The organism is Streptococcus sp. k-628, from assembly GCF_013277475.1.
GTDB lineage: Bacteria > Bacillota > Bacilli > Lactobacillales > Streptococcaceae > Streptococcus.
On record NZ_VMMZ01000071.1, the window covers coordinates 1 to 13,008 of the forward strand.

At 39.1% G+C, this 13,008-nt stretch carries 12 protein-coding genes and 1 pseudogene; 7 read left to right on the forward strand and 6 right to left on the reverse strand.

The window, feature by feature from the left end; genetic code table 11:
• Nucleotides 1-463: 463 nt before the first annotated feature.
• Nucleotides 464-1,810 carry an NADP-specific glutamate dehydrogenase gene (gene gdhA / locus HT730_RS08330; protein ID WP_000199543.1) on the reverse strand — a complete coding sequence of 449 codons (1,347 nt, stop codon included), beginning with the start codon at nt 1,808-1,810 and terminating at the stop codon, nt 464-466.
• 442 nt (nt 1,811-2,252) lie between these two features.
• Between gdhA and HT730_RS08335 the strand changes: the two are divergent.
• Nucleotides 2,253-2,736, forward strand: a pseudogene (locus HT730_RS08335) (transposase); the annotation flags it as partial.
• A 156-nt stretch (nt 2,737-2,892) separates the two neighbouring features.
• Here HT730_RS08335 and HT730_RS08340 read toward each other — a convergent pair.
• Nucleotides 2,893-4,104, reverse strand: coding sequence for a CAP domain-containing protein (locus tag HT730_RS08340; protein WP_173307312.1), 1,212 nt, complete (start codon nt 4,102-4,104; stop codon nt 2,893-2,895).
• Nucleotides 4,105-4,487: 383 nt separating this feature from the next.
• Here HT730_RS08340 and HT730_RS08345 point away from each other — a divergent pair, with 383 nt between their 5' ends.
• The 6 genes from HT730_RS08345 to tatA all read left to right on the forward strand — a co-directional run bounded on the left by HT730_RS08345 (nt 4,488) and on the right by tatA (nt 10,695).
• Nucleotides 4,488-5,885 carry an N-acetylmuramoyl-L-alanine amidase gene (locus HT730_RS08345; protein WP_173307313.1) on the forward strand — a complete coding sequence of 466 codons (1,398 nt, stop codon included), beginning with the start codon at nt 4,488-4,490 and terminating at the stop codon, nt 5,883-5,885.
• 168 nt (nt 5,886-6,053) lie between these two features.
• The gene (gene efeO, locus HT730_RS08350) at nt 6,054-6,926 is read left to right on the forward strand and encodes an iron uptake system protein EfeO (protein ID WP_173307314.1); all 873 of its coding nucleotides are present in this window, start codon (nt 6,054-6,056) and stop codon (nt 6,924-6,926) included.
• A gap of 5 nt (nt 6,927-6,931) precedes the next feature.
• A complete protein-coding gene (efeB, locus tag HT730_RS08355) occupies nt 6,932-8,146 on the forward strand; it encodes an iron uptake transporter deferrochelatase/peroxidase subunit (protein ID WP_173307315.1) in 1,215 nt (404 codons plus the stop codon).
• A complete protein-coding gene (locus HT730_RS08360) occupies nt 8,121-9,809 on the forward strand; it encodes an FTR1 family protein (RefSeq protein WP_173307316.1) in 1,689 nt (562 codons plus the stop codon). The genes efeB and HT730_RS08360 overlap by 26 nt, the downstream gene beginning before the upstream one ends.
• Nucleotides 9,810-10,541, forward strand: a complete 732-nt coding sequence (tatC, locus tag HT730_RS08365; RefSeq protein ID WP_173307317.1) for a twin-arginine translocase subunit TatC — start codon at nt 9,810-9,812, stop codon at nt 10,539-10,541.
• Nucleotides 10,525-10,695 (forward strand): twin-arginine translocase TatA/TatE family subunit, encoded by a 171-nt coding sequence (tatA, locus tag HT730_RS08370; protein WP_173307318.1) that lies wholly within the window; start codon nt 10,525-10,527, stop codon nt 10,693-10,695. The genes tatC and tatA overlap by 17 nt, the downstream gene beginning before the upstream one ends.
• A gap of 135 nt (nt 10,696-10,830) precedes the next feature.
• Here tatA and HT730_RS08375 read toward each other — a convergent pair whose 3' ends face one another.
• The 4 genes from HT730_RS08375 to HT730_RS08390 all read right to left on the reverse strand — a co-directional run bounded on the left by HT730_RS08375 (nt 10,831) and on the right by HT730_RS08390 (nt 12,927).
• Nucleotides 10,831-11,190: a type II toxin-antitoxin system RelE/ParE family toxin gene (locus tag HT730_RS08375; protein WP_173307319.1), complete on the reverse strand. Its 360-nt coding sequence runs from the start codon at nt 11,188-11,190 to the stop codon at nt 10,831-10,833.
• Nucleotides 11,180-11,464, reverse strand: coding sequence for a type II toxin-antitoxin system RelB/DinJ family antitoxin (locus HT730_RS08380; RefSeq protein ID WP_173307320.1), 285 nt, complete (start codon nt 11,462-11,464; stop codon nt 11,180-11,182). Before HT730_RS08380 ends, HT730_RS08375 begins: the two co-directional genes overlap by 11 nt.
• Nucleotides 11,465-11,653: 189 nt before the next feature.
• A complete protein-coding gene (locus HT730_RS08385; RefSeq protein ID WP_000710764.1) occupies nt 11,654-11,896 on the reverse strand; it encodes a type B 50S ribosomal protein L31 in 243 nt (80 codons plus the stop codon).
• 95 nt (nt 11,897-11,991) lie between these two features.
• On the reverse strand, nt 11,992-12,927 hold the full coding sequence (locus HT730_RS08390; RefSeq protein WP_173307321.1) for a bifunctional oligoribonuclease/PAP phosphatase NrnA: 936 nt from the start codon (nt 12,925-12,927) through the stop codon (nt 11,992-11,994).
• Between the last annotated feature and the right edge of the window lie 81 nt (nt 12,928-13,008).

A 13,008-nucleotide genomic window follows, 5' to 3' on the forward strand; every position in this document is an offset into this window, starting at 1 on the left:
ACTCAGTTAGAAGTGACAGACCCAGATGGAATCGTGACGCGTATCCGCTTAGCTAGATAGGATGTGATAAAGACCAGCATCTCATACTCAATGAAAATCAAAGAGCAAACTAGGAAACTAGCCGCAGGCTGCTCAAAACACTGTTTTGAGGTTGTAGATAAGACTGACGAAGTCAGCTCAAAACACTGTTTTGAGGTTGCAGATAGAACTGACGAAGTCAGTATCATATACATACGGTAAGGCGACGCTGACGTGGTTTGAAGAGATTTTCGAAGAGTATAAAATAGATTGAATTTAGAATAGTCCACCGAGTTTTATAAAACATTGTTAGAAATTGGTGTGAATTCCGTAATCAAGTTGTTTGGTTTTTATTTCATTTAATTTAATTAAATTAGAATTTCCCAACTGTCTAACTCAACTAAAAATCCCCAATCAGAGCGATTGAGGATTAAGCAAATGAATCTTAAACAATACCTTGGGCAATCATAGCGTTTGCTACATTTTCAAAGGCAGCAATGTTAGCTCCTGCAAGGTAGTCTTTATCAAGACCGTATGTTTCTGAAGTCGTTTTAGCTGTGTTAAAGATGTTTGTCATGATGTCTTTGAGACGTCCATCAACTTCTTCACGAGTCCATGAGAGGCGAAGGCTATTTTGGCTCATTTCAAGGGCGGAAACGGCTACACCACCAGCGTTGGCAGCTTTGGCAGGTCCGTAGAAGATACCATTTTCTTTGTAGACTTTGATAGCATCAAGGTCGCTTGGCATGTTGGCACCTTCAGATACACAGATCACGCCTTGAGCAACCAAACGTTTAGCTGCTTCACCGTTGATTTCGTTTTGAGTCGCACATGGAAGCGCAATGTCATAGTTTCCAGCGTAAGTCCATACAGAACCTTCGTGGTAGGTTGCAGTTGCTTTCTCAGCGGCATATTCAGTCAAACGAGCGCGACGTTTTTCTTTAACATCAACCAAAAGATCGAAGTCGATACCATTTTCATCGATGACATAACCATTTGAGTCAGATACAGAGATAACAGTTGCACCGAGTTCAGTCGCTTTTTGAAGAGCGTATTGGGCTACGTTACCAGAACCTGAAATGACCACTTTCTTACCAGCAAAGCTATTACCGTTAGCTTTGAGCATTTCTTCAGTGTAATAAACCAAACCGTAACCAGTTGCTTCTGGACGAATCAAGCTACCACCAAATCCAAGAGGTTTACCAGTCAAGACACCAGCATCAAATTGGTTAAGACGCTTGTATTGACCGTAAAGATAACCAATTTCACGTCCACCTACACCGATATCACCAGCAGGTACGTCAAGTGATGGCCCAATGTATTTTTGCAATTCAGTCATGAAGCTTTGGCAGAAGCGCATCACTTCAGCATCTGTTTTACCTTTAGGATCGAAGTCTGATCCACCTTTACCTCCACCGATAGGAAGTCCAGTCAAGACATTTTTAAAGATTTGTTCAAATCCGAGGAATTTCAAGATCCCTTGGTTTACAGTTGGGTGGAAACGAAGTCCGCCTTTGTATGGTCCAACAGCTGAGTTGAATTGAACACGGTAGCCACGGTTTACTTGAACTTTTCCATCACGGTCAACCCAAGGAACACGGAAAGAAATCACGCGCTCAGGCTCAGTAATACGTGCCAAGATATTTTCTTCGATATACTCAGGGTGTTTTTCAAATACAGGTTCCAAAGTGTTGAAAAATTCTTCAACAGCTTGGAGGAATTCAGCCTCGTGCCCGTTACGAGCTTTTACAGTTTCAAACACGCTTTGGATATATTCTTTAGCAGATGTCATATCGTTCTCCTTTTATTGTCATATTTTATTACATGAGTCATTATATCAGAATTTTTTTTCACTGTAAAGAAAAAAACAGAAATTTTCTAAAAATTCTTTCAATTCAGTTTTTGGGATTTTTTGAAAATAGATAAAAAAACGAACCTTTTTCTTGTAAATATCTTTCTCAAAGAGAAAATCTGAAAATATGGTATAAGAAAAGAAAATGTTTAGCAATTCAGAAATCACTTGTTAATTTATCCGTGATATGTTAGATTTGCCAGCAAAACTATGACCATTTTGGAGGAAAGCAATATTTACATCCCCTTATTCAGGGCAGGATTTTCTATACAAGTATAGATGTCTTGCTGGAGTTGGATCATGGAACCCAAGCGGTTATTGTGATTTAGAACTATCATCGGAATTTTTTCATTAGACTTGTTCGGTAACCATAAAGTACTATACTATCCATGAACAAGACCCAGAAAAAGTAGCCTTATTTCTTAAGAATTTTAATAGTTTAAAGCGCTTAGCACCTGTTTATATTGATGAAACAGGATTCGATACTTATTTTTATCGAGAATATGGTCGCTCATTAAAAGGTCAGTTAATAAGGGGTAAAGTATCTGGAAGAAGATATCAGAGGATTTTCTTTGGTTGCAGGGCTAACAAATGGTGAGTTAATCGCTCCAATGATCTACGAAGAGACGATGACGAACGACTTTTTTGAGGCTTGGTTTCAGAAGTTTCTCTTACCAACATTAAATACACCATTAGTTATTATTATGGATAATGCAAGATTCCATAGAATGGGGAAGCTAGAACTTTTATGTGAAGAGTTTGGGCATAAATTTTTACCTCTTCCTCTCTACTCACCTGAGTACAATCCTATTGAGAAAATATGGGCTCATATCAAAAAGCATCTCAAAAAGGTATTACTAAGTTGAAATACCTTTTACGAGGCTCTTTTGTCCCACTCTTGTTTCAATTTGTTATAAATGCCTAAGATAAGACCTGTACTAGGTAAATAAAAATCTCTATACTATCTGAAAGTGAAGATTACTCACTGTGAGATAGTATAGAGTCTTTTTGTTATAGTTAAATTATCCTACCCATTCCCCATTGTAATTAACACGATAACCGTCAGGGGTCGTCGTATTGATTGCTAGGGCACCAGAGCTATAGGCATAGTACCATTTACCAGATACTTTCATCCAGCCTGTTTTCATAGCACCTGAGCTATCAAGATAATACCAGCTACCATTATCTTTGAGCCAACCAGTCTTCATAGCGCCTGAACCGTCGAGATAGTACCAGCTACCGTCTTTTATCCAGCCAGTTTGCATCCAGCCAGAGTTGTCAAAGCGATACCAAGTTCTATTTATTTTTTCCCATCCATTACTCGTGTATGAGCCGTCATTGTGTTTAAACCACCAATGTCCGTTTGATTGAATCCAACTTCCGAAGTATTGGGAATGATTGAACCCATTTTTCTGACTTGAATTTGTATTTTCATTTTTGGTTTTATGAGTTCCGATAGCCTTTAAGTCTTTGTCAAAAAGATTCGCCTTAGTTGCAAATGTTTGAGTCTGAGAAGAATTTGCTTCTGTATATTGAATGGCCTTTCCATAACCACCAGCTAATTCTTCAGAGCCACCAGATGCTGTTCCGAAACTTTGTGCAACGGTAATCCATCCATTTTGAGTGACAGGGTTTTCAAAGGCTGCAAGCCCCATATAGGTCAATTTTGGGTTAATTAAGGATTCGTAGTGTCCAGTTTGACCTGTAACACTGACACCACTACGAGATTTAACATAATCGGCTTTTTCATCATACCATTGCTGGATGGCCTTCATAAATCCATTGTAGTTCCAAGCCAAATTTTCTGAAAGGGAGAAATTTCCTGCAGGCCAGGAAGTCCAAATATCCTTGCTAGACAAGCGTGTGTGATCAATGGTGATCGAAGCTTCTGCTGCACGAACAAAGGCAGTTTTTTCTAGTGCAGTTGACCATTTGATAGGAACATAGCTAGTAACTAGACCTTCATCTGCTGCCTCTTTTCGAATGGCATTGATACGGTCTAAGATAGCCTGTTTATCTGGCGTTAAGAAAGTCCCTTCAATCCCAACTAGAGTAGTACCAGAAGAAGCACTAGTGACCTCAGAGTTTAAGATATTGTAGGATTGACCATTGATTGCTTGAGTGGAAACCAGCCTATCATTAGCAGCTACTGATTGTGATGTAAGAGTTCCAGCTCCTAACAAGGAAAGTATTAAAACTGTAGCAAGTGTGAACTTTTTAGTTTTATTGTTCATTTTGTGTCCTCCTATTTTTATTATAACATCTCTACTGGGCAGAGTAAACTAAAATTCGGTATAGCTAGGGACTAGATTTATTTTAAATTTAGATGTTTGCAAAAATTTTTCTTAAATTTGGTGTATAATATAAATAGATGATTTTAATGAAATCTACTCGACTTGTTCGATAACTATCTGAAGCGAGATTAGGTGTTCAGAAATTGAATTTTTAAGGTTACAACTTAGCCATACTTTTTAGGTTTCACATCTTTAAATAAGCTAAACACTCTATGATGTCATATAAATTATAGTTTAGAGGATGTAGAACAAATCTTCCTTCATCAAGGAAGTTAAAGAACTCAATAACACAGGGATTCCATTCCCCTAGAAAGGTTAAATAAATGAAATCATATAAGAAATTTACGATTCTTGCTCTGGCTCTTCTTGGATTCACTAGCCAAACAGTTTTAGCTAATGATGCTAGTCATCCTACGAATAACTCTATCGGTGGTTCAACTACTAGCTCTGCAAGTCCTTTTCAAGTAGCTACAGAAAATCAGCCAACGACTCCTAGTTCGAGTGAGCAGGAGACAAAACCAACTCTTCCTACTGAGTCTAAGCTACAAACTGGTTGGGTAAAAGAAGACGGGAAGTGGACTTATTATAGTCAAACGGGTGTCAAATTTACAGATACTCTTTATGAAGGCTACCTATTTGATAAGAATGGTTACTTACTTGAAAATAGCTGGTATCAGATGGCTAACAAGTGGTACTACGCCAATGGCTCAGGAAAATATCTGTCTAATCAATGGAGTCAAATCAATGGTAAATGGTATGCATTTGATCAAAATGGTACCATGATGGCTAATACCTGGAAGGGAAATTATTACCTGAAGTCCAGTGGGGCTATGGCAGATAAAGAATGGGTGTACGATCCGAGCTACTCTAGCTGGTTTTATCTCAAGTCAGGTGGGCACTATGCTGAACAGCAATGGGTAGGCTCTTACTATCTAAAATCTGGTGGCTATATGGCTCACAAAGAGTGGATTTATGATCAGGATTACAAAGCTTGGTATTATCTTAAAGAAGATGGCGTTTATGTAACTGGAACTTATACTATTAATGGAAGCAGCCATTTTTTCAAAGATAATGGTAAATGGGTGCAAGAACTTCCAAAAGGATTTGAAAAGGGGCGCTATAGTAAAACTATTTTCCTAGATCCTGGGCATGGTGGACGTGATTCAGGTGCTTATTATTATGGAATAGCTGAAAAAGATTTGAATCTACAGGTCTCTCGTAAATTACGGAAACGTTTAGAAGAACTTGGCTATACAGTTTTAACATCTCGTGATAGTGATATGGATGTTGACTTTGTGACGGAGCGTTCTCGTATGGTAAATAAAACGAATGCAGACTTCTTTATTAGTATTCATTTTAACGCTACTGGGAATGACACAACACTGAATCTGGGAATACAGACTTATTCTTATAAGGAAGATGCAGGTTACCCGAGCAAGATTAATCAGTACTGGCATAATAATCCAGACCGTATAAGTGAAAGTAATCGTTTGGCAGCTGACCTTCATTCATCTCTCTTAACCGAGACAGGAGCTAGAGATGCTGGACTTCTGCAAGCCACCTTCGCTGTTCTTCGTGAGACTGCGAAACCTGCTGTGTTATTAGAATTGGGTTATATGGATAATCCAGAAGAAAACCAACGAATCCGTAGTGATCAATACCAAGATAAGTTAGTTGAAGGCATTATTAAAGGAATTCAAAAATATTACGCTGGAAATTAAGAAACTAGATCAAACTAAGCTTTGGAGATTGTCCTAGGCTTAGTTTTTTGCATTTGTAATGCTATTCATAACATTAAATTGTCTGAAAATTTATTGAAAAATGAGTGAAAACATGGTATAATGAAACGTAAAATTAATTCAGGTTTCCTGAACCAATAGGAGTATACAATGAAAAAACTAGGTTTTGTCCTTTTATCTTCAGCCTTGCTATTGACAGCTTGTGCTGTTAGGTTTGAAAAATCAGCAGATACAACCGATTCATCTAAGGTGACAGCCTTGTCTGAAGACAAGCAAAAAATGCTTGATAAGGCCACTGCTGACTATAAGACTTTTGTGCAAGAGCAAATCGATAAACTCTTGACAGATACGGAAGGCTTTGTCAAACTTTTGAAAGAAGGTAAGTTAGAAGAAGCTAAGAAGGTCTATCCACTGATTCGTATGTCTTATGAGCGTTCAGAACCGATTGCCGAGAGTTTTGGTGAGTCAGATGTCAAGATTGACTTCCGTTTAGCAGACTACATGGATGAAAACAAGACAGAGGAAGGCTGGTCAGGTTTCCACCGTATTGAGCGTATTCTTTGGGAAGACAATACAACTAAAGGGACTGAAAGCTATGGCGATCAGTTGGTCAATGATATCAAGGAATTGAAAGCTAAGATTGCAACTGTTGATGTGGACTACAAGGTTATGCTGACTGGGGCAGTTGACTTGCTTAACGAAGTGGCAACAAGCAAGATTACAGGGGAAGAGGAAATTTATTCTCATACAGACTTGTATGACTTCCGTGCCAATATTGAGGGTGCTGAGAAGATTTTCCAACTCTTTAAACCTTTACTTGAAAAATCAGATGCTAACCTAGTTAAAGAATTGGAAGCAGACTTCAAGTCTGTCAATAGTTTGTTGGATAAACACATGACAGATAAGGAACACTACAAACTCTATACTGATTTGACAAAAGAAGATACCAAAGAATTGTCAGAAGCTGTGACAAAACTTGGTGAACCTCTGTCACAAATGGGTAAATTTCTTAGTGGAGAATAAGAGTCATGACTGAAAAAGACGAAAAGTTTTTTGAGAAGAAAATGGACCGTCGAGAATTTCTAAAAAAAGCAGGGATTGGAGGGGCTGGTTTAGCGCTAGGACTCTCTGGTGCTTCTGCTTTTTTCGCACCTAAGCTAGGAAGTCAGGAAAAAATCTCGTACGGAAATGAAAAAATTGCTTTTTATGGCAAGCATCAAGCAGGGATTAGTACGCCCATGCAAAAGAATATCTATTTTGTCGTTTTGGACTTGCATACGACGGATAGAGATAAGATTATCCAACTATTCAAGGATTGGACGGATTATAGTGCTAAGTTGGTTGAGGGGGAATTGGTCAAAAAAGATGGACAGAATGCTCTCTTACCTCCTAGCGATACTGGGGAGACAGTCGGGCTTAACCCGCATCGCTTGACTCTGACTTTTGGTGTGTCTGCCAGTTTCTTGAAAAAGATGAACTTGGAAAACAAGCGTCCTCAAGTGTTTAGGGATTTGCCGCCTTTTCCTAAGGAGCAATTGCGTGAAAAATATACTGGTGGGGATATTGTCATCCAGGCCTGTGCAGATGATGAGCAGGTTGCCTTTCATGCTATTCGAAATCTCATTCGTAAGGGGAGAAATGCAGTGACCCTTCGTTGGAGTCAGTCTGGTTTTGCTGCCATCGGAGATCGAATGGAGACTCCGCGTAACCTCTTTGGTTTTAAAGATGGGACAGCAAATCCAACCAAGGAGCAAGACTTTGACCGTGTTATCTGGGCTGATAGTAAGGACTGGATGGAACATGGTTCTTATATGGCAGTCCGTCGGATTCAAATGTTTTTAGAGACCTGGGATCGCACTAGTCTCGAAGAACAAGAAAATACATTTGGCCGTTATAAGGAAAGTGGTGCCCCCTTTGGTAAGAAGAATGAGTTTGATGAAGTGGATTTGAGTCTTTTGCCTGATGATTCGCATGTTCGTTTGGCCAAAGAAGTGGATAAGCCACTTTTACGTCGTTCTTATTCTTACTCAGATGGGATTGATGAAAAGACTGGCCAGTTTGATACAGGCTTGCTCTTCATTTCTTTCCAGAAGGATCCTGATAACTTTGTCAAGGTTCAAACCAATCTAGGTGCTACTGATAAGATGAATGAATACATCACTCACATCGGTAGTGGACTCTTTGCTTGCTTTGGTGGTGTGGAGAAAGGAGGCTACGTTGGTCAGAAATTATTGGAAGGCTAAAAGCTGGTTACTAGTTTTAGCTTTGTCATTTTTAATTCTTTCCCCAGCAGGTGCCCAAGAAAGCTTGAGTTCTTACTTTGTGAAAATCACAGATGCTTCTAAAGCGGTCAAAAATGGGAATCAATCTGAGGCTCAGAAACTTGTTCAAGAGATGGCATCAGACTTCGAAAGAGTAGAAGACAGCAGTTCTGAGGCTGGTAAGGTTGTTAAGAAAAAGTTAGCTCTATCTGGAGAGATTACTGAAGATAAACTCACCGAAATTTCTTCAGCCTTATTAGCCTTTGAAAAAGAACAAAATCCTATTGACCTAGATGCGGAAAAGGAAAAATTGGTCAACCGCCTAAGTCCTCGTTTTGAAGCTTTGGAACAGGCCATTGCCTCCAAAGATTTGGAAAAGGTTCGTGAAGCCTTTAAGAAAATGAATTCCACTTGGACTATCAATGAAAGTGTGGTTCGTGACAATAGTACAGCCCATTATGGCCGTGTTGAAACAGCTATTTCTTTCTTGCGTAGTAGTATGGAAACCGAGCCTACAGATTTCAACTCCATCCAGACTTCCTTTGAGGACTTAAAAAAGGCTATTGATGATTTTGTGAGTGGAAAAGAAGTTGCAGAAGCATCTTCTGATTTGAGTCTTAAAGATGGTATTGCCCTTTTGAAGAAGGCTTTGGAACAATTCCAAGCTGGTGACCAAGCATTAGGAGTAGCCAGTATGAAGGAATTTATTACCATTTGGCCAACGATTGAGGGTTCTGTTAGCACGACCAATCCTTCCCTCTATACACGAGTGGAAAGTGAAAGTCCTGTGATTATGGTCAAGGGAAGTGAGAAGGAATACCAAGAAAAATTAAAAAAACTGATAGCAGATTTATCACAAATTGATACTAGCGCACGTTACAATGCCTTTGATGCTATGCTGATTCTTCTAAGAGAAGGAGTAGAGGCCCTCTTAATCGTCATGGCCTTGGTGACGACCTTGAAAGCAGCCAAGATGCGAAAAGGGCTCAAGTGGGTTTATGGTGGTTCTATCACTGGAATTATGGCCAGTCTGGTCATTGCTTTCATCCTGCAAATAGCCTTTCCAGCAGTAACATCAGGCTCCAATCGAGAAATCATAGAAGGAGCAGTGGGGATTTTTGCAGTAGCTATGATGATTTTGATTGGAATCTGGCTCCACAGCAAATCCTCAGTCAAAAAATGGAATACCTTTATGGAGTCACAAATGGAAACAGTGACTAAGACAGGATCTTTTATTTCCATGTTTGCTCTCAGTTTTCTAGCTGTTTTCCGTGAGGGAGCAGAAACCATTCTCTTTTATGTTGGGATTTTACCAAGGATTTCTAGCTTTGAATTTGTCTTGGGAATTTCACTTGCCTTACTGGTTCTGATAATTATTGCCCTTGTGATGAACAAGGCCAGTCAATTCTTCCTGCCACATAAGGTCTTCTTTATCCTGACTTGGATGATTTATGCCCTAGCCTTCAAGATGCTGGGGGTTAGTGTCCATGCTCTTCAGTTGACCAATATGGCACCAAATCACCTGCTGACAGACTTTCCAACTATCGACCTACTTGGAATTTATCCAAGTTGGGAGGGTTTGACTAGCCAGCTAATCTTTGTTGTCATTGTCTTGATTGTCACTTTTAGACAGGGTGAAAAATAAATGGATAGAAAAGAATTGACAATCGTTGAACATCTGGTAGAATTTAGAAAGAGATTATTGGCAGTAGTCATTTGTTTCTTTTTGGTATTCTGTGTCTCTCTGCTTTTTGCAGACCAGATTTACCAGTATGTGACCCAATCTTTTCAGCAAAAATTGATTGTTTTAGGGCCCAATGATATTTTATGGATTTACATACGTTTGGCTAGTCTGATGGCCTTTACCGTTACCCTGCCTTACACAATTTATCACATCTGGTCTTTCATTAAACCCGGTTTAAAGAAGGAAGAGGCTAGAGCAGTTTTTGCTTATATTCCAGCTAGTTTCCTTTGTTTTCTAGTTGGACTGGCTTTTGGTTTTTACTTTGTAACACCAGCCTTACTTCAGGTTTTATTAGGGTTGGGAGAGGGATTATTTGAAACGCAGTTAACCGCCCAAAATTATCTGTCCTTTGTTTTTCAAACGACCTTGCCTTTGGCATTGATTTTTGAATTGCCAGTTATCATTGCTTTTTTGACGTCGATTGGACTCATTGGACCAGAATGGTTGATTGCTTATCGCCGATATGCTTATTTTATCTTATTGGTACTTGCAGTCATCTTGACACCAGCTGACTTTGTCAGCGATTTGGCAATGACTGCCCCCTTGATTTTACTCTATGAATTGAGTATAGCTATCAGCAAATATATTATGAAACGAAAGCAGAAAGGAGCGAGAAATGGGAATCTTACGTGATATAGGAGCACCAGGATTGATTATTATCGTTTTAGGAGCTCTCTTGATCTTCGGACCAAAACGATTGCCTGAACTAGGCGAGTCAATCGGTAAAATGCTATCTGAATTTAAAAAAGCAGTTAAAGGAACTGAAAGTCAAGATAAGGAAGACTAAATCTTGTCAGATAAAAAAACTTTGTACTCTGGTTACCATTGTGTGGCTAGCTAGAGTGCAAAGTTTTTTTATTTTTTAGTTAAAATGAAGACTGTGTTCCTTATAAGTACAAGGTTATTAAGAGAGTGGTGGACATTAAAATGATGATTTTGAGTTTTTGTTATTTTTGCTTTGGAGCAAGGTAACATAGTCACTTTTGGTGTGGAATAAGTGGGAAAGAAAAACAGCTCTTTGAGTTTGGTCGATAAAGTAAAGCAAGATATACTGACCGATAATTTTTCCTCGCGTAGGGTACTTACTGTTGATTTTTAGTCCTATTTTTTCATCTGCATCAAAGCCAGCTTCAGGAAAAGTTTCTAAACTTTTTAAGCCGTCTAAAATTCTGGCTACAGTATTTTTAGCCGACTGGGGTGATAAAAGAACAGTGCTGATGTAGTTATGGATACTGTCAATTGCCTGACTCACTTCAGTAGATAGAATCACTTTATAAGTCATATCGTAGCCTCATGTCATCTAGGGAAGTTCCTTGTCCGGATTCATATTCTCTTAAGGCGCGTTCAGATTGGGCTTGTAGCTCCTGAATCAATCGTTCACAGTGTAAATCTTCTGCAGTTTTTATTGGCAAATCTTGTTCGAGAACAATCTGCTCGATAAAAAGACTAATAGCATCCGTCATAGTCATTCCTTTTTCCTTGATGATAGCTCTAGCTTGTTCCATTGATGATTCATTGATTTTAAAATTGTATTGCTTAGTAAGTGATGTAGTCATGGTATATCTCCAATCTATACTATATATAGCTAGTATATATCTTTTATACTTTTTAGGCAAGAAAAAACTTTGTTCTCTAGAAACCATTGTGTGGCTAGCTAGAGTTCAAAGTTTTTTTGAGTTTTGAACATGAAAACAGTAGTTGATTTCAAGAAACAAAAAAGAACAGCCGAAGCTGTCTTTTTATCACTATTTGAGACCGTATTTTTTGTTGAAACGATCCACGCGTCCATCTGCTTGAGTGAACTTTTGACGTCCAGTGTAGAATGGGTGTGAGTCTGATGAAATTTCCACACGGATCAATGGGTAAGTTTCGCCTTCGAACTCAACTGTTTCGTTAGAGCGTTTTGTTGAACCGCTAAGGAATTGGTAACCAGTAGTTGTGTCCATGAAGACAACTGGGCGATATTCTGGATGGATATCTTTTTTCATTTTGCAATATTTCCTTTCTGCCATGGTCTCTTTGCGAGCCATAGATTGTTACCATACTAGTCTATCAGATTCTGAAAAGTTTGGCAAGTATTTTATCAATTTTTAAGCAAGTTTTTTAACTTTTGGTAGATGATTTCGTTTTCCTCTAGGCTATAGGAATTAGCACCGCTTGCTAGAGGGTGGCCTCCACCATCATGTTCCTTGGCGATTTCATTGATAGGATGGATTTTACTGCGTAAGCGAACGCGGTAGTGGCCATCAGCCTGTTCTACAAAAATTCCCCAAAGACTCACACTGTCAATGCGTCCAGGTGCACCTACGATGGCTGCAGTTTCAGCATCGGTAACATTGAATTGTTTCAAGACTTCTTGACTCAGGATAACGCGCGCCGCGCCATTTTCATCCACATCCAGATGGTCGTAGATGTATCCTTGAAGTTTAGCGATTTTGTAGCTCATAGTGTCCATTTTGCGAGTGAGAGCCGCAAAGTCAAAGTTATGTTCTCTCAAATAAGCAGCCAGGCGAAGAGTCCGTGCAGTCGTAGAAGGATAAAGGAAGCGGCCTGTATCACCAATAATTCCTGCAAAGAGCAACTCAGCAGCGCGATCTGACAAGGCCAGCTGGGTTGTTTGGGCAAATAGGGTAATCATCTCACTAGCGCTACTTGAACTAGTATCTACCCAAGATATGTCACCGTATACATCATCATTTGGATGGTGGTCAATCTTAATGAGAAATTCACCTTGACGATAGCGCTTATCATCGATACGAGCAGTATTCGCCGTATCACAGACGATAACAAGTGCCCCTTGGTAGACACTATCTTCAACAAGATCCATCTCAGCCATCCAAGTTAGAGTTGGTTCATCAAAACCAACGGCTTTGATGGTTTTTTCTGGAAAATGATGTTTGAGAAGAGCTTTCAAGCCCACTTGACTTCCCAAAGCATCTGGGTCTGGTTTCATATGACGATGAATGATAATCGTGTCGTATTCTTTGATTTTTTCTAAAATTTGATGGCAAATGTCCATAAATAACCTCAATTCTTTCTCATCTCATTGTAGCACAAGAATTTTTATTTTTAAAATGAAAAAGATGTGATATAATGGAGA

Bases quoted from the DNA above. Each gene is read 5' to 3' on its own strand.
- gdhA (WP_000199543.1), bottom strand. From the start codon at position 1,810: ATGACATCTGCTAAAGAATATATCCAAAGCGTGTTTGAAACTGTAAAA.
- HT730_RS08340 (WP_173307312.1), bottom strand. From the start codon at position 4,104: ATGAACAATAAAACTAAAAAGTTCACACTTGCTACAGTTTTAATACTT.
- HT730_RS08345 (WP_173307313.1), top strand. From the start codon at position 4,488: ATGAAATCATATAAGAAATTTACGATTCTTGCTCTGGCTCTTCTTGGA.
- efeO (WP_173307314.1), top strand. From the start codon at position 6,054: ATGAAAAAACTAGGTTTTGTCCTTTTATCTTCAGCCTTGCTATTGACA.
- efeB (WP_173307315.1), top strand. From the start codon at position 6,932: ATGACTGAAAAAGACGAAAAGTTTTTTGAGAAGAAAATGGACCGTCGA.
- tatC (WP_173307317.1), top strand. From the start codon at position 9,810: ATGGATAGAAAAGAATTGACAATCGTTGAACATCTGGTAGAATTTAGA.
- tatA (WP_173307318.1), top strand. From the start codon at position 10,525: ATGGGAATCTTACGTGATATAGGAGCACCAGGATTGATTATTATCGTT.
- HT730_RS08375 (WP_173307319.1), bottom strand. From the start codon at position 11,190: ATGACTTATAAAGTGATTCTATCTACTGAAGTGAGTCAGGCAATTGAC.
- HT730_RS08380 (WP_173307320.1), bottom strand. From the start codon at position 11,464: ATGACTACATCACTTACTAAGCAATACAATTTTAAAATCAATGAATCA.
- HT730_RS08385 (WP_000710764.1), bottom strand. From the start codon at position 11,896: ATGAAAAAAGATATCCATCCAGAATATCGCCCAGTTGTCTTCATGGAC.
- HT730_RS08390 (WP_173307321.1), bottom strand. From the start codon at position 12,927: ATGGACATTTGCCATCAAATTTTAGAAAAAATCAAAGAATACGACACG.